The 25,556-nt window shown below is 70.0% G+C and carries 22 protein-coding genes and 2 riboswitches; of the genes, 14 read left to right on the forward strand and 8 right to left on the reverse strand.

Annotated features, from left to right (window positions below; all coding sequences use genetic code 11):
* The first annotated feature begins 237 nt into the window (after window positions 1-237).
* Window positions 238-1,704, forward strand: coding sequence for a GAF domain-containing protein (locus AB0J78_RS22490; protein WP_363792290.1), 1,467 nt, complete (start codon window positions 238-240; stop codon window positions 1,702-1,704).
* On the opposite strand, the gene AB0J78_RS22495 is transcribed toward AB0J78_RS22490, so the two are convergent.
* On the reverse strand, window positions 1,705-2,238 hold the full coding sequence (locus tag AB0J78_RS22495; protein ID WP_363792037.1) for a TetR/AcrR family transcriptional regulator: 534 nt from the start codon (window positions 2,236-2,238) through the stop codon (window positions 1,705-1,707).
* A 133-nt stretch (window positions 2,239-2,371) separates the two neighbouring features.
* Between AB0J78_RS22495 and AB0J78_RS22500 the strand changes: the two genes are divergently transcribed.
* A complete protein-coding gene (locus AB0J78_RS22500) occupies window positions 2,372-3,943 on the forward strand; it encodes a GMC oxidoreductase (protein WP_363792040.1) in 1,572 nt (523 codons plus the stop codon).
* Window positions 3,944-3,983: 40 nt separating this feature from the next.
* Here the strand turns inward: AB0J78_RS22500 and AB0J78_RS22505 are convergent, their stop codons facing one another.
* Together AB0J78_RS22505 and AB0J78_RS22510 are read right to left on the reverse strand one after the other, a co-directional pair.
* Entirely contained in the window at window positions 3,984-5,021 is a 1,038-nt protein-coding gene (locus tag AB0J78_RS22505; RefSeq protein WP_363792043.1) for a 2Fe-2S iron-sulfur cluster-binding protein, read from the reverse strand.
* Window positions 5,021-6,241, reverse strand: a complete 1,221-nt coding sequence (locus AB0J78_RS22510) for a cytochrome P450 (protein ID WP_363792045.1) — start codon at window positions 6,239-6,241, stop codon at window positions 5,021-5,023. Before AB0J78_RS22510 ends, AB0J78_RS22505 begins: the two co-directional genes overlap by 1 nt.
* 254 nt (window positions 6,242-6,495) lie before the next feature.
* Here AB0J78_RS22510 and AB0J78_RS22515 point away from each other — a divergent pair, with 254 nt between their 5' ends.
* The 7 genes from AB0J78_RS22515 to AB0J78_RS22545 all read left to right on the forward strand — a co-directional run bounded on the left by AB0J78_RS22515 (window position 6,496) and on the right by AB0J78_RS22545 (window position 12,837).
* Window positions 6,496-7,452, forward strand: a complete 957-nt coding sequence (locus AB0J78_RS22515; protein WP_363792047.1) for an AraC family transcriptional regulator — start codon at window positions 6,496-6,498, stop codon at window positions 7,450-7,452.
* Between the two features lie 289 nt (window positions 7,453-7,741).
* Entirely contained in the window at window positions 7,742-8,365 is a 624-nt protein-coding gene (locus AB0J78_RS22520) for a GntR family transcriptional regulator (RefSeq protein ID WP_363792049.1), read from the forward strand.
* A 115-nt stretch (window positions 8,366-8,480) separates the two neighbouring features.
* Complete coding sequence (locus AB0J78_RS22525; RefSeq protein ID WP_363792051.1) at window positions 8,481-9,821, forward strand: MFS transporter; 1,341 nt, start codon at window positions 8,481-8,483, stop codon at window positions 9,819-9,821.
* Window positions 9,814-10,641, forward strand: a complete 828-nt coding sequence (locus tag AB0J78_RS22530) for a transketolase (protein ID WP_363792053.1) — start codon at window positions 9,814-9,816, stop codon at window positions 10,639-10,641. Before AB0J78_RS22525 ends, AB0J78_RS22530 begins: the two co-directional genes overlap by 8 nt.
* Window positions 10,638-11,627 (forward strand): transketolase C-terminal domain-containing protein, encoded by a 990-nt coding sequence (locus AB0J78_RS22535; protein WP_363792055.1) that lies wholly within the window; start codon window positions 10,638-10,640, stop codon window positions 11,625-11,627. The genes AB0J78_RS22530 and AB0J78_RS22535 overlap by 4 nt, the downstream gene beginning before the upstream one ends.
* Before the next feature lie 17 nt (window positions 11,628-11,644).
* Window positions 11,645-12,403, forward strand: a complete 759-nt coding sequence (locus tag AB0J78_RS22540; RefSeq protein ID WP_363792057.1) for an SDR family NAD(P)-dependent oxidoreductase — start codon at window positions 11,645-11,647, stop codon at window positions 12,401-12,403.
* A gap of 56 nt (window positions 12,404-12,459) precedes the next feature.
* Entirely contained in the window at window positions 12,460-12,837 is a 378-nt protein-coding gene (locus tag AB0J78_RS22545) for a hypothetical protein (RefSeq protein ID WP_363792059.1), read from the forward strand.
* 1 nt (window position 12,838) lies between these two features.
* Here AB0J78_RS22545 and AB0J78_RS22550 read toward each other — a convergent pair whose 3' ends face one another.
* Entirely contained in the window at window positions 12,839-13,258 is a 420-nt protein-coding gene (locus AB0J78_RS22550) for an NUDIX domain-containing protein (protein ID WP_363792061.1), read from the reverse strand.
* Between the two features lie 191 nt (window positions 13,259-13,449).
* Between AB0J78_RS22550 and AB0J78_RS22555 the strand changes: the two genes are divergently transcribed.
* Window positions 13,450-13,959 (forward strand): AAA family ATPase, encoded by a 510-nt coding sequence (locus AB0J78_RS22555; protein ID WP_363792063.1) that lies wholly within the window; start codon window positions 13,450-13,452, stop codon window positions 13,957-13,959.
* Window positions 13,960-13,978: 19 nt separating this feature from the next.
* Here AB0J78_RS22555 and AB0J78_RS22560 read toward each other — a convergent pair whose 3' ends face one another.
* The gene (locus AB0J78_RS22560) at window positions 13,979-14,869 is read right to left on the reverse strand and encodes a sigma-70 family RNA polymerase sigma factor (RefSeq protein ID WP_363792065.1); all 891 of its coding nucleotides are present in this window, start codon (window positions 14,867-14,869) and stop codon (window positions 13,979-13,981) included.
* A 78-nt stretch (window positions 14,870-14,947) separates the two neighbouring features.
* Here AB0J78_RS22560 and AB0J78_RS22565 point away from each other — a divergent pair, with 78 nt between their 5' ends.
* The 4 genes from AB0J78_RS22565 to AB0J78_RS22580 all read left to right on the forward strand — a co-directional run bounded on the left by AB0J78_RS22565 (window position 14,948) and on the right by AB0J78_RS22580 (window position 20,792).
* Entirely contained in the window at window positions 14,948-15,334 is a 387-nt protein-coding gene (locus AB0J78_RS22565) for a VOC family protein (protein ID WP_363792067.1), read from the forward strand.
* Window positions 15,335-15,483: 149 nt separating this feature from the next.
* Window positions 15,484-16,902 (forward strand): rifampin monooxygenase, encoded by a 1,419-nt coding sequence (gene rox, locus AB0J78_RS22570; RefSeq protein ID WP_363792069.1) that lies wholly within the window; start codon window positions 15,484-15,486, stop codon window positions 16,900-16,902.
* A gap of 60 nt (window positions 16,903-16,962) precedes the next feature.
* Window positions 16,963-17,189, forward strand: a riboswitch (cobalamin riboswitch).
* Window positions 17,190-17,319: 130 nt separating this feature from the next.
* Window positions 17,320-19,713, forward strand: coding sequence for a ribonucleoside-diphosphate reductase subunit alpha (locus AB0J78_RS22575; protein ID WP_363792071.1), 2,394 nt, complete (start codon window positions 17,320-17,322; stop codon window positions 19,711-19,713).
* Between the two features lie 20 nt (window positions 19,714-19,733).
* Window positions 19,734-20,792: a ribonucleotide-diphosphate reductase subunit beta gene (locus AB0J78_RS22580; protein ID WP_132674633.1), complete on the forward strand. Its 1,059-nt coding sequence runs from the start codon at window positions 19,734-19,736 to the stop codon at window positions 20,790-20,792.
* A gap of 124 nt (window positions 20,793-20,916) precedes the next feature.
* On the opposite strand, the gene metE is transcribed toward AB0J78_RS22580, so the two are convergent.
* The 3 genes from metE to AB0J78_RS22595 form a co-directional block, all read right to left on the reverse strand.
* Window positions 20,917-23,187 (reverse strand): 5-methyltetrahydropteroyltriglutamate--homocysteine S-methyltransferase, encoded by a 2,271-nt coding sequence (gene metE / locus AB0J78_RS22585; protein WP_363792073.1) that lies wholly within the window; start codon window positions 23,185-23,187, stop codon window positions 20,917-20,919.
* Between the two features lie 129 nt (window positions 23,188-23,316).
* Window positions 23,317-23,568: riboswitch (cobalamin riboswitch) on the reverse strand.
* Between the two features lie 104 nt (window positions 23,569-23,672).
* On the reverse strand, window positions 23,673-24,440 hold the full coding sequence (locus tag AB0J78_RS22590; protein ID WP_363792075.1) for a VOC family protein: 768 nt from the start codon (window positions 24,438-24,440) through the stop codon (window positions 23,673-23,675).
* 105 nt (window positions 24,441-24,545) lie between these two features.
* The gene (locus AB0J78_RS22595) at window positions 24,546-25,553 is read right to left on the reverse strand and encodes a helix-turn-helix domain-containing protein (RefSeq protein ID WP_363792077.1); all 1,008 of its coding nucleotides are present in this window, start codon (window positions 25,551-25,553) and stop codon (window positions 24,546-24,548) included.
* Between the last annotated feature and the right edge of the window lie 3 nt (window positions 25,554-25,556).

The following is a 25,556-nucleotide window of genomic DNA, read 5'->3' on the forward strand; positions in this document are numbered from 1 at the left end:
GCCTCCTGCACGAGAACTTCCGTTGTCGCGCGGAATCGTGTCGTGCCTCACGTTGCAACGAGGTTGCACCGGGATTGCGCCGACCGGGTGCCTGACCGAACGGACGGTTTTGGTCCTGGTGGCGGGTGGCGCTCTTGTCCCCGGTGTCGCGCGTGGTCATCATGACCCTCACGCGTCGACGCCGACGTCGGGACTGGAGGCAGGGTGCGCACCGAGGAGGAACCCACGACCGCCGCGATGCTGGCCGACCCGCTGGAGTACGCATCGTTGCTGGGGCGCGTGTGGGACGCGGTGCTGCGCGGGGACCGCGCGCCCCGCTCACCGCGAACGCTGGTCTCGGAGTCCTGGCAGCGTTCGCTGGCCGCCGAGATCGACCCCGACTCCTGCGAGGCGCCGGTGGTCTGCGAGCGCGGCGAAGTCCGCGACATGCGCACCGAACATCCCCTGGCCGCAGCGATTCCCGTGCTGCGGCAGACCGTGCTCGACGTCGCCGACGAGGCGATGCACGTGATGATCGTGACCGACCGGGACGGGCTGATCCTCTGGCGCGAGGGCAACTCCGAGGTGCAGCGGCGCGCCGACCGGGTGCGGCTGTGCGAGGGAACCCGGTGGGCCGAGGAGGCCATCGGCACCAACGCGATGGGAACCACCCTGGCGGTGGGAAAACCGGTGCAGATCTACTCCGCCGAGCACCTGGTGCGCACCTACCACGACTGGACCTGCGCGGCGAGCCCCATCCACGACCCCGACACCGGTGACGTGCTGGGGTCGGTGGACATCAGCGGCCCGCTGCGCACCGTGCACCCGGCGATGGTGTCGCTGGTCAGCGCCGCCGCGCAGCTGGCCGAGAGCCACCTGCGCGCGCGGATGGCCGCGCGCGACGAGCAGCTCCGGGCCCGCAACATGCCGCACCTGCGGGCGCTGCGGGGTGAAGCGGGCGCGCTGCTGACCCGCACCGGGCGGGTGCTGGCTGTGGAACCGGGCGCGTCGCTGCTGCCCGAGCGCGTCGACGTCACCGACGGCCGGGTCACGCTCGCCGACGGCCGCGAGGCGGTGCTGGAACGGCTCGCCGAGGGGTACCTGCTGCGGCTGCCCGGTTCGTCGGCGGCGCGGACGCGTCCCCGTCCCGTCCTGTCGCTGTCCTTCCTGAACTCCGCGGGGCCGCGCGCGGTCCTCGACGGGCGCGAGGTTCCGCTGTCGTTGCGGCACGCGGAGATCCTGACGCTGCTGGCGATGCGACCAGCGGGCCTGACCGCCGACCGGCTGGCCTTCCAGCTCTACGGCGAGCGCGGCAACCCGGTGACCGCCCGCGCGGAGATCCACCGGTTGCGCACGCACCTGGGCGAGCACGTCATCGCCACCAAGCCCTACCGGTTGCAGGCGGCGGTCGACGCGGACTTCCTCACCGTGCGCCGCGCGCTGCACGACGGCGACATCCGCACCGCCTCGGAGACCTACCGGGGGCCGCTGCTGGAGGCCAGCGAGGCGCCGGCGATCCGCGACGAGCGGGAGGAGCTGTTCGCGTCGCTGCGCAACGCGGTCCTCGACCGCGGGGACGTGGCTGCGCTGTGGGCGCTGTTCCGCGACCACCCGACCGACGACCTGGAGATCCTGGGGCAGCTCGCGCACCGCCTCCCCCACCACGACTCCCGCAGGCCGCTGGTCACCGCCCGGATGCAGCAGGTCCTCGCGGGCGAGTCCTGATCAGGCCCGCAGACCGGCGAGCATGACCTCCACGACCCGCTGGACCGACTCCACGCCTCCGGGCACCGGCAGGTGCGACGACAGCGCGCCCTCGACCATCTCGCAGATCAGGGCCAGGTCGTCGGGGCCGACATCGCTGCGGATGACACCGGCCTCCTGCGCCTCGCGCAGTCCCGGGGCCAGGATCGAGACCAGCTGACCGGCGTATCGGCGCTGGTCAGTGGGCGGGAGCTCGCGGAACAGCCGCACCAGCGGGCGCCGCGAGATCTGCTCGTCGAACAGCTCCTCCAGCACCTCGATGAAGTCGCATTCGGCGACGAGCTCGCGCAGCAGGTGCAGCTTGCTCTCGGCCACCGCGATCCCGAGGGCGTAGCGGTCCGAGAAGTGCCGGTAGACGGTGGCGCGGCCCAGTCCGGAGCGGCGGGCGATCTCCGACAGCGGCACGAGGTCGACGTCCTCGGTGAACGCCTCGTCGGCGGCCCGCAGGATGACCTCGCGATTGCGGCGCGCGTCGGTACGGCGAGAGCTCAGCACCGACTACCTCCACGTGGCCACACGGGACCCCAACTTACTCGTCAGTAGTGAGATCGTCGACCAGTTCAATGTCTCGTTTTGGCTCCCTAGGCTCGCGGCTCAGTCACCGAGGACGCGCGCCTGGAGGTACCGCATGCCCGAACTCAGCCGCCGCACCCTGCTCGCCGGAACAGCCGCGGCGACAGGCCTGTCCCTGCTGGGCCCGTACGCCCACGCGGCCGGCCGCGTGCCCCTCACCCGCGAGGAGCACCGGGTGGTCGTCATCGGATCAGGGTTCGGCGGTGGCGTGACGGCGCTGCGGTTCGCCCAGGCCGGGGTGCCGGTGCTCGTGCTGGAACGGGGCAAGCGCTGGCCGACCGGCCCGAACGCCGACACCTTCCCCACCCTGGCCGCCCCGGACAAGCGGTTCTTCTGGCTGGGTTCGGGCCCGTCGCTGTTCGGGATCTCCCCGCCGCCGTTCGAGCGCTACACCGGCCTGCTGGAGCGCGTGACCGGCAACGGCATGGACATCATGTGCGCGGCCGGGGTCGGCGGCGGCTCCCTGCTCTACCAGGGCATGACGCTGCAACCGACCGAAGAGGTCTTCAACGCCAACATGCCCGAGCGGCTCGACTACGCCCGGATGGACGGCGTCTACTACCGGCGCGTGGCCGAGATGCTCAAGATCGCCACCGCCCCGGACGAGCTGATCAACAGCGAGACCTACAGCGCATCGCGGATCTTCGCCTGCAACGTCGAGCGGGCCGGCTACTCGGTGGAGAAGATCCCGATGCCGATCGACTGGGACTACGCGCTGCGCGAGCTCCGCGGCGAGATGAAACCCTCCTACACCAACGGTGATTGCGCGTTCGGCGTGAACAACGGCGGCAAGCACTCCGTCGACGTCACCTACATCGCCCAGGCCGAGGCCACCGGCAAGGTCACCGTCGCCGAGCAGCACAACGTCACCGACGTGGCCAAGACCCGCGACGGCCGCTGGCAGGTCCACGTCGACCGCATCGCCACCGACGGCACCGTGCTGGAGCAGAAGATCATCACCACCGGTGCGCTGGTCATGGCGGCGGGCACGGCGGGCACCACGCGGTTGTTGATGCGCGCCGCCGCCAAGGACCAGATCCCGGACATGCCCGACGGTCTCGGCTCCAACTGGGGCTCCAACGGCGATCGCATCTACACCTGGACCAACCTCGCCGACGACTTCGGCGCGCCGCAGGGCGGACCGGTGATCTACGGCAGCAAGGAGTGGGACGACCCGACCCTGGCCAACACGGTCATCCAGGCGTCGCTGCCTCCGACGCCGAACCTGCGCACCACGATGCTGGTCGGCTACGGCGTCAGCTCCGGGCGCGGCCGGTTCGTCTACGACTCGGCGAAGGACGACGCCGTGCTGGACTGGCCGTCGCAGGCGGATTCGGTGCTGGCCGAGCGCATCGACGAACGCGTCGCCGCGGTCGCGGGCGACGGCTCGGTCCGGCTCGACACCACCTCGCTGGTGCCCAACACCTGGCACCCGCTGGGCGGCGCGTCGATGAACGTGGTCTGCGACCTCGCCGGCCGGGTGAAGGGCCACCGGGGGCTCTACGTCCTCGACGGCGCCCTCATGCCCGGCAACACCGCCGCGTGCAACCCGTCGATGACCATCGCGGCCGTGGCCGAACGCGCCACCGACGAGCTCCTCGCCCAGGACGCCGGCGTCGTCTTCTGATCCCCTGCCCCGCGCCACTGCGGTGGCGCGGGGCGAGGTGTCACCTCGCGGCGTGCGATGCGTCGAGGAACTCCTCCCGGTGGATCTTGCGAGGAGCCATCCGCCGCCGCTTGAGCGCCTTGACCCCCGCCTCGATCATCCCCGGCGGACCGCAAAGGAACGCGCTGAGCCCGCGGCAGGATTGGAAGTCCGCCAGCACCACGTCGGTCACGAGCCCGGTCGCACCTTCCCAGTCCTCTTCGGACAGACAGGGCCGGTACCCGAAGTTCGGGTGCTCGCGTGCCAGGTCCTCGAAGAACTCGACGTCGTAGAGGTCCTGCCTGCTCCGGCCACCGTGGTAGAGGTGCAGCTCCGGGGCGAGGTCGTGGGCCAGCGCGTGCCGCACGATCGACTTCAGCGGCGCCAGCCCGGTGCCCCCGGCGATGAGGATCGCCGGTTCCTCCTGCGCCACGGGCATCCCGAAGTCCCCGAGCGGCCCCTTGAGCTCGACGCGCTCCCCCACCGCCAGGCCCGCGAACATCCAGCCGTCGGTGGCGATCCCACCGGGGGTGCGCCGGACGTGGAACTCCAGGCGCGAGGTCTCCGACGGCGGGTTGGCCATCGAGTACTGCCGCGCCACCTCGGTTCCCGGCACTGAGATCTCGGCGTACTGCCCGGGGTTGAAGACCATCGGTTCGTCGAGCTCGACGACCAACCGCCGAATGTCCCGGGCGATGTCGTCGAGCACGACCACGGTCCCGATGTGGTCGCGCAGCGGGTGCCGCGGCACCCCGTCGTCGGGGTCGACCTGCTCGACGGGTTCGAGCACCAGCCCGGACATCGGCGTGGCCTGGCAGCCCAGGGCGATCCCGGACTCCCGTTCCTCCGGGGTGAGCGTGTACTCCGATGATTCGCGGTGGTCGACCTCACCGGCGAGCACCTTCACCTTGCAGCTGCCGCAGGTGCCCTGCGTGCAGGAGTGCGGCAGCCAGATGTCGTCGCGCAGGCACGATTCCAGGATCGACTGCCCCGCAAGGCATGTCGTCGACCGGTCCAGCGGATCGATGCGGACCTCGTGGGTCGTCTCGGGCGCGGCCATCACACCTCCCACGCCGCGTGCAGCTCGACCGGGCCGCGGAAGCCCCATCCCCAGAAGTCCACCTCGTGATCGGTGTCGGGCTCCAGGTTCGGGATGGCCTCGAACAGCTCCTCCAGCGCGATGCGCACGACCTCGGTCGCGAAGTACGTTCCCGCGCAGGCGTGCTTGCCCGCGCCGAAGGCCAGGTTCGGCACCGGCGTGCGATCGAGGTCGAACACCGCGGGCGAGCTGTAGTCGTTCTCGTCGTGGTTGGCCGACCCGTAGGACATCATCACCACCGAACCGGCGGGCAGCTCGATGCCGTCGATGGTCATGTCCTGGTGGTTGCGCCGCGCCACCGCCGACCAGATCGGCGAGGTCCAACGCACGCCCTCGGTGATCGCCCTGCGCACCAGCGACGGATCGTCGATGACCCGTTCCAGCTGGCCGGGGCGGGTGAACAGGCCGGCGATGGTGGAGGCCATCGCGTGTCCCGGTTCCTGCATCGCACCGAGCAGGAACACGAAGACGTTCGGGTAGATGATCTCGCGGTCGCGGACCTGGCCGGGTGGCATGCCGTCGTGCAGCCAGTGCGACAGCGCGCTGTCGTCGGGCTCGACGGTCCAGGCGTCCAGCAGCGGGTCCACCACCGCGCGGATCTCGGCCTTGGCCTCGTCACCGGGCAGGAAGCCGTCCGGGTTGGCCCAGTCGCCGTTCTCGTCGACACCGGCGTTGGTGAACGAGACGCTGAGCTTGCGGAACCACTCGCGCAGCTTGTCCGAGCTCACCGACCGCAGGCCCATCAGGTCGCCGAGGCTGCGCACGCTGACCGGCTCGCAGAACTGCGACACCAGGTCCGCCTTGCCGTCGTTCTCGAACGCCTCCAGGTAGCGGCGAGCGATCGGCCGGGCCAGGCCGTCGACGTACCGGTCGACCTCGCTGGGCTGCAGCCCCGGGTCGACCATGGCGCGCAGGTCGTCGTGCTCGGCGCCGTTGGCGTCCAGCACCGCCGGGTCGCCGAAGGTGCGGCGACCGGCCGGGGCGATGACGCCCTCGAAGTCGCTGTCATCCGTACCCGCGATCCGCTTGCACATCTCCTTGGTGGAGGCCACCCAGCAGCCCAGCGCCGGGACGTAGGCCAGCGGGGCTTCCGCGCGAAGCCGCTCGTAGAACGGGTACGGGTCGCGCTCCAGCTGCTCCATCGTCACGTCCGCGATCCAGCTCGGCGTGGTCATCGTCATCGCAATTCCTCCGTCGCTCTTCCGGCGCACTCGCATTTCGGGAGATCGGGTTCCTTCCGCAGCGGATCCGGGATCGCCGTCCGGGCGGTGTCAGCAGGAAAAACACCACGGTCCGGCGGGCGCGGTCGAGCCGCTGGGCGCGGTGCCGGGACGAATTGCGCGACGAAATCGGGATTCACCCGTGGCAGCGCTTACCCATCGCGTTCCCGGACGGTTTAATCCCTGGCAAGCCGGCTCAAGGACGAGGAGGCGAGATGGTGACCGGAACGTCGCAGGAGGCGGTCCGCCGGGCGGCGACGCGCGACTGGAGCGAGGCGATCCGCGCCGTCACCGGCGCCTACTTCCCGCACGAGCTGCGCCCGCTGTCGCCCACCGACCGGCTCGACCTGTCGATGCAGACCGTGGACCTGGGGCCGGTGACCGTCGGCCGAATCGGCTGGGGCGTGGACGTGGCCATCGACTGCGCCTATCCCGACGCCTACGAGGTCAACATGCCGCTGGCCGGCCGCCTGGAATCCCGGCACGGCCGCGACCAGGTGGTTTCCGGCGAGGGCACCGGCACGATCTTCCCGCCCAACCGCACCACCCCGATCACCCGCTGGTCGTCGGAGTGCACGGTGGTCGGCGTCAAGTTCGACCGCGCCTGCCTGGAACGCGAGGCCGACCGGGTGCTGGCCGCGCCTCTGCCCGGCGGACTGGACCTGCCCGCGCAGATCGACCGGCGCAGCGCGGCCACCCGGGGCTGGCTGCACTTCGTCCGCAACCTCACCGCGGACCTGGGCGAGACCAACGCGATGCTGTGCGACGACGTCCTCAAGCGGCAGCTGTCGAGCACGATCATGACGGGATTCCTCCTGGCGATGCACCCCGACCGGCGCAGCGCCGCTCCCGCCCGGCCGCGCATCGTCAACCGCGTCCTGGACCGGCTGCGCTCGGACCCGGCCCACGCGTGGACGGCCGCCGAGATGGCCGAGATCGCCGGTGTCAGCGTCCGCCGCCTGCAGGAGGGCTTCCAGGAGTACGTCGGCACGACACCGTCGGCGTGCCTGCGCGACATCCGCCTGACCCGCGCCCACGAGGACCTGCTGGCGGCGAGCGCGTCCACGGTAGCCGAGGTCGCCGCCCGCTGGAACTTCACCAACACGGGCCGCTTCGCCGCCGCCTACCGCGACAAGTACGGCCGCACGCCCTCGGAGACCCTGCAGGGCTAGGCGGATTCGAATTTCGCGCGAAATTCGAATCCGCCCACGCACCCGGGCATGTCCGCACAGGTCAGAGGGCCGTGTCGGGCTCGGTGGTCGAATTTCGCGCGAAATTGGAGCGCTGCGTTTCGCGCTCGAATTTCGCGCGAAATTCGAGGGCTCTCCCCTCCCGGGCGAGCCGCGGGGTGAGGGGTTGCGGGGTGGAAGTGAAGGTCGCACGAGGAGGCTCATGAGTTGACTGTCGACATCGGGCTATCATCTCGGCGTGGCGGAAGAGTCTTTGCGCAGTTTGGATCGCTTGACCTTGCGGGAGCGCGCGCTGGTGGCGCTGCGCGAGGCGATCCTGACCGGGCGGTACGGGCCGGGTGATCACCTCGGCGAGGTCGAGATCGCCTCGCAGCTGTCGATCAGCCGCGGCACGGTGCGCGAGGCGCTGCGTCATCTCCAGCAGGAAGGCCTGGTCACGCCTGGTGTGCGCGGCATGCTGCGGGTGCGCAGCCTGTCGGCGAACGAGATCGACGAGCTGTTCCGGGTCCGCTGCGCGCTGGAGGGCCAGGCGGTCGCCGAGATCGTCGAGTCCGACCGGCTCGCGCAGGTGGTCGGCGAGCTGCACTCGGCGCTGGACAAGCTGGAGGCGGCCACCGGCGACCTCAGCGAGCAGCTGGAAGCCGACCTCGCCTTCCACGCCCAGCTGTGCGAGCTGTCGGGCAACTCGATCCTGCTCGACACCTGGCGGCACCTGGAGGGTCCGATCCGGGTGGTCGTGATGAGCGCGTCCACCGAGAACCGGCGCTTCCCCATGTCCGCTGACCACCACCGGCCGATAGTCGAGGCCGTCGAACGCGGCGACGCCGACACCGCCGTGCGCGTGCTCCGCGAGCACATGCAGGCCGCGGTCAAGCTGCTCAACAGCAAGAGCTGAACCCGGTCTCGGGGCGGAAAATCCGTCCTTGACACCCCGCCGACCGGACTTATGATGACTGTCAACATTGACTGTTGACACTCAACACTCAGCCACCCGGTCAAGGAGGATCGCGATGGCAAGCTCCCCATCCCGGGCGTCGGTGAACGGCAGCCCGGAGAAGTTCAGAGTCGCCGTCGGCTGCGGAGTCGGCGCGACCATCGAGACCTACGACTTCATCGGCTTCGGAACCGCCGCCGCCCTCTACTTCGGCGACGCGTTCTTCCCCGGATCCGACCCCCTGTCGGCTTCGCTGATGTCCTTCGCAACCCTCGGCGTCGGCTTCGCCGCACGTCCGCTGGGCGGCATCATCGCAGGTCACCTGGGTGACCGCATCGGACGCAAGCCGGTGCTGGTGGCCTCACTGCTGCTGATGGGCGTCGCCACCGTGCTCATCGGCTGCCTGCCCACCTACCAGCAGGCCGGTATCTGGGCGCCGGTGCTGCTGGTGGCCGTCCGCATCGTGCAGGGCCTCGCCTTCGGCGCGGAGTGGGGCGGTGCCATCCTGATGACCTTCGAACACGCGCCCTGGCGCAAACGAGGTCTCTACACCGGCATCACCCAGGCCGGGTTCCCCGTCGGCCTGCTGCTGGCGAACCTGGCGTTCCTGCTCAGCGCCGGACTCGGCGGCACGCTGACGTGGCGAGTCCCGTTCCTGCTCTCGGCGGTGCTCATCGTGGTGGGCATCCTGATCCGCCTGAAGATCGACGAGTCGCCGGAGTTCGAGGAGCTCAAGGAATCCGGCGAGGTCGCGCGCAACCCGATCCTGGAGGTGCTGCGCGACGACTGGCGCAACGTGCTGCGCACCTTCTGCCTGCGCGTGGTCGAGACGGCGGGCTACGCGGTCTCGGTGACGTTCATGCTGTCCTACTTGGAGCTCGACACCTCGCCCACCTCGGGGTCCTTGAGCCTGCTGGCGCTGACCACGGCCGCGGGGATCGGCATCCTGGCCACCACGCTGTGGGGGCACTTCTCGGACGTCTTCGGCAGGCGCCCGATCTACCTGCTGGGATGCGTAGCCGCCGTGGCGTGGGGCGTGCCGATGTTCTTGATGGCCAACACCGGCTCCGCGGTGCTGATCGTGCTCGCCTTCGTGATCAGCTACGCGATCTGCCAGAACTCGCTGGCCGGGGTCCAGGGCGCCTGGTTCTCGGAGCTGTTCGAGACCAAGACCCGCACCGCCGGGGCGTCGCTGGCCTACCAGATCTCCGCGGTCGTCTCGGGTTTCACGCCGATGATCGCCACCGCCCTGTACGCGCAGGCCGGTTGGCTCGGACCGGCGCTGCTGTTCAGCGGCTACGGCGTGCTGGGCCTGGTCGCGGCGGTGCTCACCCGGGAGACGTGGGGCCCGGCTCAGAAGGCGGAGGTCGCGGCCCTCGAGCGCGCCGCCAACGGCAAGGAGGAAGCAGTTGTCTGATCGAACGCGCAAGATCGCGGAGTCGGCGCGCCGCATCCGCGAGAACGCCCTGGACATGGGCGAACTCCAAGGACAGGGCTACATCGCCCAGGCGCTCGGGGTCGCCGACGTGCTGGCGGTGATGTACTCCGACCAGCTGCGGTTCCGGCCCGAAGACCCGGAGTGGGAGGACCGCGACCGGTTCCTGCTGTCCATCGGCCACTACGCGATCGCGCTGTACGCGGCGCTGGCCGAGGCCGGGGTGATCGACGCCGACGAGCTGCAAACCTACGCCTCCGACGACTCGCGGCTGCCGATGTCGGCCATGGCCAGCTACACCCCGGGGGTGGAGATCTCCGGCGGTTCGCTCGGCCACGGGCTCGGCGTCGCCGTGGGCATGGCACTCGGGTTGCGGCACAGGGGAAATCCGGCCCGCGTCTACAACCTGCTCTCCGACGGCGAGCTCGACGAGGGTTCCACGTGGGAAGCGGCGCTGGCCGCCTCGCACCACGGGCTGGACGGCCTCATCGCGATCGTCGACGTCAACGCGCTGCAGGCCGACGGCCCGACGGTCGACGTGCTGCGCACCGAGCCGATCCAGGCCAAGTGGGAGTCCTTCGGCTGGAACGCCGTCCGCGTCGACGGCAACGACGTCGACGCCCTGGTGGCAGCGCTGGACGGGCTGCGCGAGCACCGGGGTTCGCCGTCGGTGCTGATCTGCGACACCCGGGTCGGCCGAGGCGTCCCGTTCCTGGAGACCCGGGAGAAGGCGCACTTCATGCGGGTCGAACCGCACGAGTGGCAACTGGCACGCGACCACCTGCAGGAGGCCGGGGCATGACGACCGCGACCAAGAAGGCCACCACGTCGGCGATGATCGCCTCGTTCGCCGACGAGGGCCAGAAGACCACCAAAGCCCCGTTCGGGCACGCGCTGGCCCGGCTCGCCGAGCAGCGCCAGGACGTCGTGGGCCTGTCAGCGGACCTCGCCAAGTACACCGACATGCACGTCTTCCGCGACGCCCACCCGGAGCGGTTCTTCCAGATGGGCATGGCCGAGCAGTCGCTGCTGGCCGCGGCCGCGGGGATGGCGGAGGTCGGCCTGACGCCGTTCGCCTCGACCTATTCGGTGTTCGCGACCAGGCGCGCCTACGACTTCCTGTGCCTGGACATCGCCGAGCCGGGGCTCAACGTCAACGTCATCGGCGGACTTCCGGGGCTGACCACCGGCTACGGGCCGAGCCACCAGGCCACCGAGGACGTCGCGATCCTGCGCGGCATCCCAGGACTGACCATCGTCGACCCGTGCGATTCGGTGGACATCGAGCAGGCGGTCCCGCAGCTGGCCGACTCGCCCGGCCCCACCTACCTGCGGTTGCTGCGCGGTGCGGTGCCGACGGTGCTCGACGAGTACGACTACCGCTTCCAGCTGGGCAAGGCCGCTGAGCTGCGCACCGGCCGGGACGTGCTGATGATCTCCAGCGGGCTGATGACGATGCGCGCCCTGACGGCGGCCGCCGAGCTCGCCGACGATCACGTCGACGTGGCCGTGCTGCACGTGCCGACCATCAAACCCCTTGACCGGCAAGCGATCCTGTCCGCCGTGGGACGGGACCGGTTGGTGGTGACGCTGGAGAACCACACGGTCGTCGGAGGTCTGGCCGAGTCCGTCGCGTCCTGCCTGGCCTTCGCCGGGGTGGGTGAGCGCATCGTGCCGATCGGCCTGCCCGACGAGTTCCTGGCCGCGGGCGCGCTGCCCACGCTGCACGACCGCTACGGACTTTCGGTGCCGCAGATCAAGAAGCGCGTGCTCGCCGAGCTCGGCTGACCCACCTAGGAGATCGCATGAACAGCAACCGCACAGCCATCGTGACCGGAGCCGGTTCGCGTCGCGGCATCGGGCAGGGAATCGCGCACGCGCTGGCCGGGCAGGGCTGGAACATCGCCGTGCTCGACGTCGACGAGGCCAGCGCGAAGGACGTCGCCAACGCCGTCGCCGAGGCGCACGGCGTGGCCGCGGTCAGCGCTGGTTGCGACGTGACCGACAAGGCGGCGGTGGACGCCGCCGTGTCGGTCGTGGAATCGGAGTTGCCGGAGATCGGCGCGCTGGTCAACAACGCCGGAATCACCTCCCCCGTCCCGTTCCTGGAGGTCTCCGACGAGGAGTGGGATCGCGTCTTCGAGGTCAACGTCCGGGGCAGCTACCTGATGACCAAGCGGGTCGTCGGTGGCATGGCCGAGCGGGGTTTCGGGCGCGTCGTGAACCTCTCGTCGGTGTCGGCGGAGCGCGGCGGCGGGGTGTTCGGCGGTGTCGCCTACTCGGCGGCCAAGGCCGGGCTGCTCGGGTTCTCCCGAGCGCTGGCCCGCGAACTGGGCCCGTCGGGGGTCACGGTGAACTCCGTGGCCCCGGGCCTGATCGACACCGACATCACGGCGGGCAAGCTCGACCCGGAGCGCAAGGCCGCGATGATCGCCGACATCCCGACCCGCCGCGCCGGCCGCGTCGACGACGTCGCCGATGTCGTCGCGTTCCTGTGCCGACCGGAATCGGGCTACCTCACCGGTGTCACCTACGACATCAACGGCGGCTCGCACATCCACTGACCGGACGGTGGGGTCCGCGCGTCGGCGCGGGCCCCACCGATGGCATACTTCCGCCGGTGCGCAGGACGTTCTCGATCGTCGCCGTGTCGGCCGCGCTGCTGGCCGCGATCCTCCTCGTGGGTCCGTCGATCACGCTGCACGAACAGGTGCTGCACCACGAGACCTCCGGGGACGCGGGCGTGACCTACGAGCACTCGGGTGCGCGGTGGTCCAGCGACCTCCACCTGGTCGAGCTCCGCACGGTCACCGACACCCGCTACGAACTCCGCCTGGGCCCCGACGCCGCGTCCTACTACTACCCCGTCGAGCTCGCCTTCGGCTCCGAACCTCCGGCACTCCGCCAGGTCACGTGGCTGCCCGACGCCGTCGAGATCACCTTCACCACGGGAGAAGCGCTCCACGTCCCAGCCGACAACTTCCGCAGCACCCGGTGACTCACCCGTCCCACCCGAGGGTTCCGAAGGGACGCGATTCGAGGTAACCGCGCAGGCCGGCGGCCGGGTAGCCGATGATGTCGCCGGGCAGCGCGTCGAGCGCGAACCAACTCAGCTCGTAACACTTCTCGGGCTCGCGGTTCTCCGGTTCGCCGTGCCAGGCGGGGGCTTCGAAGAACACCCCGAGGCGCGGCTCGACACCGGTCGCGGTCGCGTGCAGCGTGTGCACGTGCCGGAGATCGTTCCCGTCGATGCGAACCCCGACCTCCTCCCACGCCTCCCGAACCGCGGCCTGGACCAGCGATTCCCCCGCATCGACCTTCCCCGAGGGAAGGTGCCACAACCCGTCCCCGAAGCTCCCGCGCCTGCGGCTGAGCAGCACTCGCCCCTCCCGCACCATGATCACGTGAGCATCAACCACCGTTCGATGAACCACCACCCGATCATCCCCCAACGCACGCACCCCAGGACGCGGGAACGTCCCGACTTCCACTGAAATCCGGATCCAGCCGAGCACCGCGGACATGTCGGGCATCGCCGGTACGGTCCCGGCATGGTGATGGCGGATCCGGGAGGCGATGAGTTCTGCGCCGGGCACGCGAGGGGGCGCTCATGAGGACCGGTGACGACGGCACTCGACTGGTGGTCCTTCGCGGGCCTTCCGGTTCTGGGAAGTCCTCTGCGGCGCGGGAATTGCGTCGGCGGGTCGGGCGCGGCGTGGCCCTGGTGGAGCAGGACTACCTGCGCCGGATCCTGCTGCGTGAGCGCGATCGGCCTGGTGGGGCGAACATCGAGTTGATCTCGAACACCGCGCGGTTCGCGCTGGATCGCGGATTTCACGTGATCCTCGAAGGGATCATGCCGGCGGCCCGCTACGGCGCGATGCTGCGGTCCCTCCACGACGACCACGCGGGCCGGAGCTTCTTCTACTACTTCGACATCAGCTGGTCCGAGACCTTGCGGCGGCACGCGACGCGACCGAAATCCGCCGAGTTCGGGGCCGCCGAGATGAGCGAGTGGTTCGGCCAGGCGGGTCGGCTGGAACTGATCGAGGAACGAACGGTGCCCGAGAGTCTCAGCCTGGACGAGATCGTTCGGCGGCTTCAGCGAGAGGTGTTCTAGCGGTTGCGGGTTCGCGCGGTCAGTCGCGGAATCGGACGACTCCTGCCGTCAGCCGCTTCACGCGGTCGGCGTCGCGGATGCCGTCGATCTCCACGATGCGGCCGTCCACCACGGTGAACACCATGATCGACACCGGACGGCCGGACCGGGCGGCGACCACGCCGGGCAGGCCGTTGACGAGCACCCGGTGGAGCTCCGCACCGCGACTCGCGCGGGACTGCCGGGCGATCTTCTCAGCCCCTCGGTACACCGCGGGCGGCCGCTCGCCGCCGTAGTCGGTGCGGAAGACGACGTCGGGGTCGAGCAACCGCACCAGCGCGTCGAAGTCCCCGGCGTTCGCGGCGGTGAAGAACGCGTCCACCACCTCGCGCTGCCTGCCGATGTCCTGGTCGGGGGTGGGTGGCTCGGCGCCCCGGACGCGTCGCCGCGCGCGGCTCGCGAGCTGCCGGGCCGCCACCGGCGTGCGGTCCACCAGCCGCGCGACCTCGTCGAAGGGCAGGTCGAACATGTCGTGCAGCACGAAGGCCAACCGCTCGGCCGGGCTGAGCGACTCCAGCACCACGAGCAGCGCGAGGCTGACCGAGTCGGCGAGCAGCGCCTGCTGCTCCGGCCCCTCCCCCTCCGGGGCGGAGACCACGGGGTCCGGCAACGGGGTGGCGGCGGTGTCGACGAGATCCTCGCGGCGACGCCGACGCGACCGAAGCAGGTGCAGCGCTTCGCGAGCGACGACGGTGGTCAGCCAGCCTCCGAGGTTGGCTATCTCGTCGGGCTCCGCTCGGCTGAGGCGCAGCCAGGCGTTCTGCACCGCGTCCTCGGCATCGGTCACGGACCCGAGCATCCGGTAGGCCACCGCGCGCAGCTGCCCTCGGTGCTGCTCGAACCGCTGGGCGAGCCGATCGTCTTCCGCCACCTGTCACACCGTCCCTCCGGCCGGGCTCATCACTGTGAACCCACCGATCCGCGGGATGTGACGACGAGGGAGGACGCCATGCCCGACAACGCCGGTGATTTCGTCAGCGTCAGGTACATGGTCGATGATGTCGACAAGGCCGTCGAGTTCTACGCGCGCCATCTGGGATTCACCGTCCGGACCGACTTCGCGCCGGCGTTCGCCGACGTCATCAGGGGTGACCTACGGCTGCTGCTGAGCGGTCCGGCCAGCTCAGCGGGCCGGGCGATGCCGGACGGCGCGATCCCCGGCCCCGGCGGGTGGAACCGGATCCACCTCATCGTCGACGATCTCGCCGCCGAGGTGGATCGGCTGCGCGCCGAAGGTGTTGATTTCCGCAATGACGTCATCAGCGGTCCGGGCGGTCAGCAGGTCCTGCTGCGAGACCCCTCGGGCAACGTGGTGGAGCTGTTCCAGGCCCGATGACGCGTCGGCGTCGTTTCCCCGCCGTAGTCAACGTATAGCGCACCCGGGGGCTTGCGGCAAGCCCCCGGGTATGCCGCAGAATCTCCGATCTGAAGCCGTGAGCTGCGAAGATGCCGAATTCGCTGCACGGAGTGACCGGGGGTTGAGAGATGATCGACGTTGTTGTCGCCGGTGCCGGTCCGACCGGTCTGATGCTGGCGGCGGAGCTGCGGCTGCACGGGGTGGGCGTGGTCGTGCTGGACAAGGCCGCGGAGCCGACGGACTTCGTGCGCGCGTTGGGGCTGCACGTGCGCAGCATCGAGGTCCTGGACCAGCGGGGCCTGCTGGAGCGGTTCCTGGCCGAGGGGACGAAGTACCCGCTCGGCGGTTTCTTCGCCGCCATCTCCAAGCCCGCGCCCGAGCGCCTGGACACCGCGCACGGCTACGTGCTGGGCATCCCGCAGACCACGACCGAACGACTGCTGGCCGAGCGGGCAGCCGAGCTCGACGTCGAGGTCCGGCGGGGCTGTGAACTGGTCGGACTCGATCAGGACGAGGACGGGGTGACCGCCGAGCTCGCCGATGGCACGCGGTTGCGGGCGCGCTACCTCGTCGGCTGCGACGGCGGTCGCAGCACCGTGCGCAAGCTGTGCGGCATCGGGTTCCCCGGCGAGCCGTCCAGGGTGGACACGCTGCTCGGCGAGATGAAGATGACCGCGTCGCGGGAGACCATGGCCGCCGTGACGAACGAGGTCCGCAAGACCCAGAAGCGCTTCGGCGTCGGTCCTCTCGACGGCGAGTGGTGCCGGGTCGTCGTACCGGCCGCCGGTATTGCCGAGGACCGTTCGGCGCCGCCGACCCTCGGGGAGCTCACCAGCCGGCTCGAAGCGATCGCGGGCACCGACTTCGGCGCGCACTCCCCTCGCCGCCTCGCCCGCATCGGCGACGCGACCCGGCAGGCCGAGCGCTACCGCGCGGGTCGCGTGCTGCTCGCAGGCGATGCCGCGCACATCCACCCTCCGGTCGGGGGCCAGGGGCTCAACCTCGGTCTGCAGGACGCGTTCAACCTCGGTTGGAAGCTCGCCGCGGAGATCGCCGGGTGGGCATCGGCGGACCTGCTCGACAGCTACCAGGACGAACGGCATCCGGTGGCCGCCGCCGTCCTGGACAACACGCGCGCGCAGATGCAGCTGATGTCCACCGAGCCGGGCGCGCGGGCGGTACGTCGGCTGGTGTCGGAGCTGATGGACTTCGACGAGGTCAACCGGCACCTCACCGAGAAGATCATCGCGCTCGACGTGCGCTACGACTTCGGCGGGGACCACGACCTGGTCGGCAGGCGCATGCGCGATGTCAACCTGGAGCGAGGCCGCCTCTACGAGCTGACGCGAACGGGACGCGGACTGCTGCTCGACCGGACCGGGGAGCTCTCGGTCGAGGGCTGGGACGACCGGGTCGATCACGTCGTCGACGTCGGCGCGGATCTCGACGCGCCCGCCGTCCTGCTGCGCCCGGACGGTCACGTGGCCTGGGTCGGGGACGATCAGCGAGACCTCCTCCCCCACCTGTCGAAGTGGTTCGGGAAGTGACTCATTTCTCCCTCCGACACGCCCATGTTGGTGTTGGTGGACGAGTCAGACCCAAGATGTAGAGTGTCGCTCGCTGGTGGTTCACCGGGCCCGCGCGGGTCCGGTGTGGCAACAGGGAACCCGGTGCGAATCCGGGACTGCCCCGCAGCGGTGAACGGGAACGACCGCCGTCATCACGCACTGGACGCCACGCGTCCGGGAAGCGACGGCCAGTAGGACCGGTCTTGCGATTCCCCGAGACCGGACGCCCGTGAGTCCGAAGACCTGCCATCGGCGCGCGCACGCCCGTGCGCGCCGTCCGGGACCTCGCGGGAGGGTCCACGCGGACATGCGACGGTCTTCGCTTCCGTCGCGTCCTCGCGTGCTGTCGCCGCCGGTTCCGGGCATGCCTTCCGAGCTCGCGAGGAGAGAGTCCCGGTGACCGACACCGCACTGTCCGAACCCATTCCGCTCACCGGCGGCCGCGTGTCCACTGTGGTCGAGCAGTCCTGCGCGGGACTCGCCGACGTGGACCCGTCGGCGGTGCTCACCGAGGTCGAGCGCAACGTCTACCCCGGCATCGGGGACGCCGAACTCGGCGAGGCGCTGATCATGTCGGCGCGCACGCTGGTGGAGTCCGAGCCGAACTACTCCCTGGTCACCGCTCGACTGCTGCTGGACAAGCTGCGCGGCGAAGCGCTGAGCCACCTGGCCGGTGCGCCGCAGCAGACCGACCAGGAGCAGATGCGCGACCGCTACGCGTCCTACTTCACCGACTACGTGCGGCGGGGCATCGAGCTGGGCCGGCTCGACCCGGAGTTGGCCCGCTTCGACCTGTCCCGGCTGGGCGCGGCGCTGGACGCCGAGCGGGATCTCGCCTTCGACTTCCTGGGGCTGCAAACGCTCTACGACCGGTACTTCCTGCACCACGACGGCATCCGGTTCGAGCTGCCGCAGGCGTTCTTCATGCGGGTGGCGATGGGCCTGGCGATGCGCGAGGACGACCGCGATGCGCGTGCCATCGAGTTCTACCGATTGCTGTCGTCGTTCGACTTCATGTGCTCCACGCCGACGCTGTTCAACTCCGGCACGACCCGCCCGCAGCTGTCGTCGTGCTTCCTGACCACTGTGGACGACGACCTCCAGTCGATCTTCAGCTCGTACCGGAACAACGCGCTGCTGGCCAAGTACTCCGGCGGGCTGGGCAACGACTGGACCCCGGTGCGCGGCATCGGCGCCCACATCCACGGCACCAACGGCGAGTCCCAGGGCGTGGTCCCGTTCCTGAAGATCGCCAACGACACGGCGGTGGCGGTCAACCAGGGCGGCAAGCGCAAGGGCGCGGTGTGCGCGTACCTGGAGACCTGGCACATCGATGTCGAGGAGTTCCTGGACCTGCGCAAGAACACCGGTGACGACCGCAGGCGCACCCACGACATGAACACCGCGAACTGGGTGCCCGACGAGTTCCTGCGCCGCGTCGAGGCCGACGAGTCCTGGACGCTGTTCTCCCCGGACGAGACGCCCGACCTGCACGACCTCTACGGTTCGGCGTTCGCCGAGCGCTACCGGGCCTACGAGGCCGCGGCCGAGCGCGGCGAGATCCGCGTGTTCCGGCGGGTCCGGGCGGTGGAGCTGTGGCGGCGGATGCTGACCATGCTGTTCGAGACCGGGCACCCGTGGATCACCTTCAAGGACCCGTGCAACCTGCGCTCGCCGCAGCAGCACACCGGGGTGGTGCACTCGTCGAACCTGTGCACCGAGATCACCCTGAACACCGCCGCCGACGAGGTCGCGGTGTGCAACCTGGGGTCGGTGAACCTGGCCCGGCACGTCACCGCCGACAGCCTGGACCGCGACCGGCTCGCCGCGACCGTGCGCACGGCCGTGCGGATGCTGGACAACGTCATCGACATCAACTTCTACACGATCCCCGAGGCCGAGCGCTCCAACAGCCGGCACCGGCCGGTGGGGCTGGGGCTGATGGGATTCTCCGACGCCCTGCTGAAGCTGCGGATCCCGATGTCCTCCGATGACGCGGTGGAGTTCGCCGACCGCAGCATGGAGGAGATCAGCTACCACGCCATCGACGCGTCCAGCCGACTCGCCGAGGAGCGCGGGCGCTACGCCTCGTTCGAGGGCTCGCTGTGGAGCCGGGGAATTCTGCCCATCGATTCCCAGGAGTTCGTTCAGGAAGCGCGCGGGAGTGCGGATCTGGACCGGAGCTCGACGCTGGACTGGTCGTCGCTGCGGGAGCGGGTTCGCGGCAACGGGATGCGCAACTCCAACGTGATGGCCATCGCGCCGACCGCGACCATCGCCAACATCTGCGGTGTCGGCCAGTCCATCGAGCCGCTGTACCGCAACCTCTTCGTCAAGTCGAACATGTCCGGCGACTTCACCGTCGTCAACCCGCACCTGGTGGCCGACCTCAAGCGGGCCGGGCTGTGGGACGAGGCGATGGTGGCGGACCTGAAGTTCTACGACGGGTCGCTCGGGCCGATCGACCGCGTCCCGGACGAGCTCAAAGCCCGCTACGCCACCGCGTTCGAGATCGAGCCGCACTGGCTGGTCGAGGCCGCGGCCCGCAGGCAGAAGTGGATCGACCAGGCGCAGTCGCTGAACCTGTACCTGGCCACGCCCAGCGGGCGCAAGCTCGACGAGCTCTACCGGCTGGCCTGGCGCAAGGGCCTCAAGACGACCTACTACCTGCGCTCGTCCAGCGCGACCCACGTGGAGAAGTCCACGCTGCGCGGTACCGACGGCAAGCTCAACGCCGTCCCCGCCGCCGCCTGCTCGGTCGAGGACCCCGATTGCGAGGCCTGCCAGTGATCCCCCAGGAGAAGGAGCTCATGAGCACCACCACCGGACTCGGCACCATCGACCGCGACGGCGGGCGGGTCGACGTCTCCGAGAAGGCGATGATCAACTCGCGGGCCGACGTCAACCAGCTGCTGCCGCTGAAGTACGGCTGGGCCTGGGACAAGTACCTCGCGGGTTGCAACAACCACTGGATGCCCACCGAGGTGTCGATGCAGGCCGACATCGCGCTGTGGAAGTCCCGCGACGGGCTCACCGAGGACGAGCGCACCATGCTCAAGCGCAACCTCGGGTTCTTCGCGACCGCGGAATCGTTGGTGGCCAACAACATCGTGCTCGCGGTCTACCGGCACCTCACCAACCCGGAGTGCCGGCAGTACCTGCTGCGGCAGGCGTTCGAGGAGGCCGTGCACACCCACACGTTCCAGTACATCTGCGAGAGCCTCGGTCTCGACGAGGGCGAGTTGTTCAACGCCTACCGGGAGATCCCCTCGATCGCCGACAAGGACGCGTGGGCGCTGCGCTACACCCAGAACCTGGAGAACCCGGAGTTCGCGACCGGCACCCCGGAGGCCGATCAGGCGTTCCTGCGGGACCTCATCGCGTTCTACGTGATCTTCGAGGGCATGTGGTTCTACACCGGGTTCGCGCAGATCCTGTCGCTGGGCAGGCGGAACAAGATGGTCGGGATCGCCGAGCAGTACCAGTACATCCTGCGCGACGAGTCGATCCACCTGAACTTCGGCATCGACTGCATCAACCAGATCAAGCTGGAGAACCCGCACCTGTGGACCCCGGAGTTCCAGCAGGAGGCGCGCACGATGCTCCGCGAGGCGTGCGAGCTGGAGAACGCCTACGGCCGGGACACCATGCCCCGCGGGATGCTCGGCCTGAACTCCGAGGTGTGCGAGCAGTACATGCGGTTCATCACCAACCGCCGCTGCGCACAACTCGGACTGGAACCGGTCTTCCCGGAAACCGACAACCCGTTCCCCTGGATGTCGGAGACCATGGATCTGAAGAAGGAGAAGAACTTCTTCGAGACCAGGGTCACGGAGTACCAGTCGGGCGCGGCGCTCACCTGGGACTGAAGCGCCGAGGGGCGGTTTTGGTCCGAACTGACCCGAATTCGATCGTGGAAGGTTCGGACCAAAACCGCCCGGTGTCGGCGCCACCGTCACAACGGCGGCCGCCGGCGACGGGGACCCGGCTGGATCAGGGGCGGGTGCGGTGGGCCGCCTCGGTCATGTTGCGCAACGCCGGTTCCACCTGCGGGTAGTCGCGGGTCTTGAGACCGCAGTCCGGGTTGACCCACAGCCGGTCGGCCGGAACTGCCTTGAGAGCGGCCCGCAGCAGCTCCCCCATCTCCTCCTGGTCGGGCACCCGGGGTGAGTGGATGTCGTAGACGCCTGGCCCCACGCCCCGGTCGAAGCCGACCTCGTTGAGGTCGGCGAGGACCTCCATGCGGGAGCGGGCCGCCTCGATGCTGGTCACGTCGGCGTCGAGGGCCACGATCGCGTCGATGACGTCGCCGAACTCCGAATAGCACAGGTGGGTGTGGATCTGGGTCGCCTCGGCGATCCCGGAGGTGGCCAGGCGGAACGACTCCACCGCCCACTCCAGGTAGGCCGGCCGTTGCTCGGCGCGCAGCGGCAGCAGTTCGCGCAGCGCGGGCTCGTCGACCTGCACCACGCGGATCCCGGCCGCCTCCAGGTCGCGGACCTCGTCGCGGATGGCGAGCGCGACCTGGCGGGCGGTGTCGGCCTGCGGCTGGTCGTCGCGGACGAACGACCACGCCAGCATGGTGACCGGACCCGTCAGCATTCCCTTGACCGGCTTCTCGGTGAGCCGCTGCGCGTGCGCGGCCCACTCGACCGTCATCGGTTCCGGACGCCGCACGTCGCCGAACAGGATCGGTGGCCGCACGCACCGGGAGCCGTAGGACTGCACCCACCCGTTGTCGGTGGCGGCGAAACCGTCGAGTTGCTCGGCGAAGTACTGCACCATGTCGTTGCGCTCGGGCTCGCCGTGCACCAGCACGTCCAGGCCGATGTCCTCCTGCAGCGCGATGACGCGCTCGACCTCGTCGCGCATCCGCTGCCGGTAGGTGGCCGCGTCGATGCGCCCGGCGCGCAGCGCGGCCCGCGCCTTGCGGACGTCGGTGGTCTGCGGGAACGATCCGATCGTGGTGGTCGGCAGCGGCGGCAGGCGAAGCGACTTCTGCTGCGCTTCTGCCCGTTTCGCGTAATCGGTGCGCCGGGAGTCCTGCGGGCGCAGTGCGTCGAGTCGCGCGCGAACGCGGTTGTCGCGCACCCGCTCCGCCCGCGCCCGGTCGGCCACCGCCGCTCGCGCCTCGACGAGCTCGCTCTCGACGACGTCGCGGCCCTCGCGCAGCGCCCGCCCGAGGGTGACCACCTCGCGGACCTTCTGCGCCGCGAAGGAAAGCCACGGCTTGACCTGCGGATCGAGCGAGGTCTCCGCGTCGATGTCGTAGGGCACGTGCAGCAGCGAGCAGGACGTGCCGATGCCCACCTCGCCGGCCGAGCCCAGCAGCGTCGCCGCCGCGGTCATGCACCGGTCGAGGTCGGCGCGCCAGATGTTGCGGCCGTCGATCAACCCCGCGACCAGAGTCTTGTCGCGCAACCCGGGAGTGGCGGCAACTCGGTCCTGAGTGGACGGATCGGTGACCAGGTCCAGCGCGATGCCCTCGATCGGCGCGGCGGCGAGCACGCCGAGCGCGTCACCGGGATCGCCGAAGTAGCAGGCGGTGAGGATCGCGGGGCGTTCGGCGAGGTCGCCGAGGCGCCGGTAGGTGTTGCGCAGCGCGTCGAGCTCCTGCGGCGTGCGGTCGGCGGCCAGCGCGGGCTCGTCGAGCTGCACCCACTGCGCTCCGGCCCGGTGGAGTTCGCCGAGCAGCTGCTCGTAGGCGTCGGTGAGTTCGGCGAGCTTGTCCAGCGGGTCGAAGTCCTCTTCGGACGGTTTGGACAGCAGCAGGAACGTCAGCGGCCCCACCAGCACCGGCCGGGTCTCCACCCCGAGCTTGCGCGCCTCCCGGAACTGCTCGACAGCGGTGCGGTCGGTGAGCGAGAAGCTCGTGTCCGGGCCGATTTCGGGGACCAGGTAGTGGTAGTTGGTGTCGAACCACTTCGTCATCTCCAGCGGGGGCACGGCCTCGGTGCCGCGCGCCATCGCGAAGTAGGTGTCCAGCGCGCCGAGGCCCAGCTCGGCGTAGCGGCGCGGGACGGCCCCGAAGGCGACGGCGGTGTCCAGGACGTGGTCGTAGTAGGAGAACGTGTTGCCCGGGACCGAGTCGAGGCCTGCTTCGGCCAAGCCTCGCCAGGTGTCCTCCCGCAGCCGACGCGCGACCTCCCGCAGGTCCGCCTCGCCGCTGCGGCCCGCCCAGTAGGACTCCAGGGCTCGCTTGAGCTCCCGGTTCGGGCCGATCCGGGGATGTCCGAGTACGGTGGATCCGATCTTGCTGGTCAACGCTCTCTCCTCGCGAGCTCGACGTGGTCGGTCGAGGACTTCGCGGCAGGCACGCGCCGACCAGCGGACGCACGTCGCCCGCTGATCGTCCGCCAGGCCCTCCCGCGAGACCTCGGACCAGCGCGCACCGTCGGTGCGCGCGCCGGTGGCAGGTCTTCGGACTCGCGGGCACCCGGTCTCGGGGAGGTCCCGGTGGAACCTCGCGCCTCAAGACCGGACCTACTGGCCGTCGCTTCCCGGACGCGTGACGCCCAGTGCTCATGACGGCGGTCGTTCCCGCTCACCGCTGCGGGGCAGTCCCGGATTCGCACCGGGTTCCCTCTTGCCTCGTTCGATCGCGCTCACCGCTCGACCGGACGAACCACCAGCACCCTCAGGCTAACCATCCGCGGGCACGAGACAACCCCGCGCGGCGTTCGGCCGGGTCCCCATCACGGCTCTGAGCTCGTGTTCGACACCCGGAGGAGATCCCGATCACGGAGCGGTCAGCCGGCCTTGGCGGAACCGATGGTGAAGGGCGTGCCGAACGGGTCCTTGACCTCGGCGATGCGGCCGTAGGCCATGTCGTAGGGGGGCTGGACAACGCCGCCCGCGTCGGTGGCCCGTCGTGCGGTGGCGTCGGTGTCCTCGACCATGAACAGCGTGCCCCAGGACGAAGCGGTGGCGGACGGGTCGCCGAGGATTCCGCCGATCTCGTGGCCGTCGGGTCGGCGCAGGAACGTGAAGTCACCTTCGCCGAGGTGTCCCTCGCTGTCCAGGCTGAAGCCGAAGACCTTCGGGTAGAACTCCCGCGCCGGACCCGGGTCCGGGGTGACGAGATCGTTGCGCAGCAAGGTGTTCGGCTCGTTGACGAGGCGGGATCCGATGTGCTTGTTGCCGTGCCAGAGCCCGAACTGCCCGCCGACCGGGTCCTTGAGGATCGCCATCCGCCCCTTGTCCATCACGTCCATGGGCGGGGTGATCACCTGGCCGTCGGCGGCCTCCGCCTTGGACACGGTGCCGGCGACGTCATCGGTGGCGAAGTAGACGTTCCACCAGAACTCGGTCGCCTCGAGGTCGTGGTTGGGCATGAGCGCGGCGACTTCCCTGCCCCGGACCAGGCACATCGTGTAGCGGCCCATCCCCTCGGGCCCCACGTCGAACTCCCACCCGAAAACGGCGCCGTAGAACGCCATCGCACGATCGAGGTCGGGGATTCCCAGGTCGATCCACGCGGGCGTCCCGTTGGGCTGCACCGCATCCACTTCCGCCATGACTCCTCCTCAGCTGCCGGGGAACTGCCACGACGGTAACCAGCGGCCCTGACAAATCGCCCACCGAAGCACGGGAGAGTGTCACCCCGGTGCACGGAGGAATTCTCAGGTTTTGATGGGGGACCAGGCTCGCAGCCACGTGTCGGGGTTGCTGAGGTCCGGGGTGGCGGTCGCGTTGCGCACCACCGGAACGCGCATCAGCATCCCGAAGTTGTCCGGGTCGGCGATCCGGTGCTTGAGGCGCTCGTGGTTGCGCTCGCGCAGCTCGGGGTCGGTGAGGCAGCGGACCGCGCCGAACCCGCCCCGGGTGAACACACCGCTGCACAAGGTCAGGCTGCGCCGCACGTTGTAGGGGTTGGGGAAGCGCGCCAGCATGCCCACGTCCTCGATCAGCCGGTCGTCGTGCAACGTCGGCCGGTACTGCCGGGATTCCTCGGCGATCTCGAAGACCTCCCCGTGCCCGAGGTCGTCGACCTCGACCTGGCGCACCGGCAGTCCGAAGCGCACCTGACGCCGCATCGGGTTCATCGCCGGACTTCCCAGCAGCACCAGGTGCGCATGCAGGTCGTGCGGGTCGATGCGGCGGGCGATGTCGAACCGCACGTCCGACGCGGGGTTCAGCGCGCGGACGTGCCCGTAGAGCTCGATCAACGAGTCGCCGTCGGCGTAGGAGGACATCCCGATGTAGTTGCGCCGCTCGGGCGAGGCCAGCGGCGAGAGGTTCCGGGCGGGAACGCGCCCGGTGAGGATGCGCACCGGGCCGCCGTCGGGGAACCGCCAGAAGTCCGAGAACCCCTGCGCCGACGTGGACTCATCCGCGTGGGACCGCAGCGCGTCCAGCTCCTCCTTGAGCTTCGCGCGGAGCCGGCGCTCCTGTTCGGTGAGCGAGGCCGGTGAGGGGAGTTTCCCGTTCCTCGCCGGGTTCTCGGCCGCGAAGAAGGTCGCGTAGTCGCCGAGCCGGGGCGGTGGCGGCACCTTCACCCCGCCTTCCCACTGCGAGACGCTGGAGACCGCCACGCCGAGCACCCGCGCCAGCTTCCCCTGGGTCAGGCCGTGCCCCTGGCGCAGTTCCCGCAGCCGTGCGCCGAGACCGGACCGCTGCGCACTCACCATCGC

This window comes from Saccharopolyspora sp. NPDC049426 (genome assembly GCF_040676935.1).
Classification (GTDB): Bacteria; Actinomycetota; Actinomycetes; order Mycobacteriales; family Pseudonocardiaceae; genus Saccharopolyspora.

Coding starts and splice junctions, on each gene's coding strand:
- AB0J78_RS22490 (WP_363792290.1), top strand. CDS start 238: ATGCTGGCCGACCCGCTGGAGTACGCATCGTTGCTGGGGCGCGTGTGG.
- AB0J78_RS22500 (WP_363792040.1), top strand. CDS start 2,372: ATGCCCGAACTCAGCCGCCGCACCCTGCTCGCCGGAACAGCCGCGGCG.
- AB0J78_RS22505 (WP_363792043.1), bottom strand. CDS start 5,021: ATGGCCGCGCCCGAGACGACCCACGAGGTCCGCATCGATCCGCTGGAC.
- AB0J78_RS22510 (WP_363792045.1), bottom strand. CDS start 6,241: ATGACGATGACCACGCCGAGCTGGATCGCGGACGTGACGATGGAGCAG.
- AB0J78_RS22515 (WP_363792047.1), top strand. CDS start 6,496: ATGGTGACCGGAACGTCGCAGGAGGCGGTCCGCCGGGCGGCGACGCGC.
- AB0J78_RS22525 (WP_363792051.1), top strand. CDS start 8,481: ATGGCAAGCTCCCCATCCCGGGCGTCGGTGAACGGCAGCCCGGAGAAG.
- AB0J78_RS22535 (WP_363792055.1), top strand. CDS start 10,638: ATGACGACCGCGACCAAGAAGGCCACCACGTCGGCGATGATCGCCTCG.
- AB0J78_RS22540 (WP_363792057.1), top strand. CDS start 11,645: ATGAACAGCAACCGCACAGCCATCGTGACCGGAGCCGGTTCGCGTCGC.
- AB0J78_RS22555 (WP_363792063.1), top strand. CDS start 13,450: ATGAGGACCGGTGACGACGGCACTCGACTGGTGGTCCTTCGCGGGCCT.
- AB0J78_RS22565 (WP_363792067.1), top strand. CDS start 14,948: ATGCCCGACAACGCCGGTGATTTCGTCAGCGTCAGGTACATGGTCGAT.
- rox (WP_363792069.1), top strand. CDS start 15,484: ATGATCGACGTTGTTGTCGCCGGTGCCGGTCCGACCGGTCTGATGCTG.
- AB0J78_RS22580 (WP_132674633.1), top strand. CDS start 19,734: ATGAGCACCACCACCGGACTCGGCACCATCGACCGCGACGGCGGGCGG.
- AB0J78_RS22590 (WP_363792075.1), bottom strand. CDS start 24,440: ATGGCGGAAGTGGATGCGGTGCAGCCCAACGGGACGCCCGCGTGGATC.
- AB0J78_RS22595 (WP_363792077.1), bottom strand. CDS start 25,553: ATGGTGAGTGCGCAGCGGTCCGGTCTCGGCGCACGGCTGCGGGAACTG.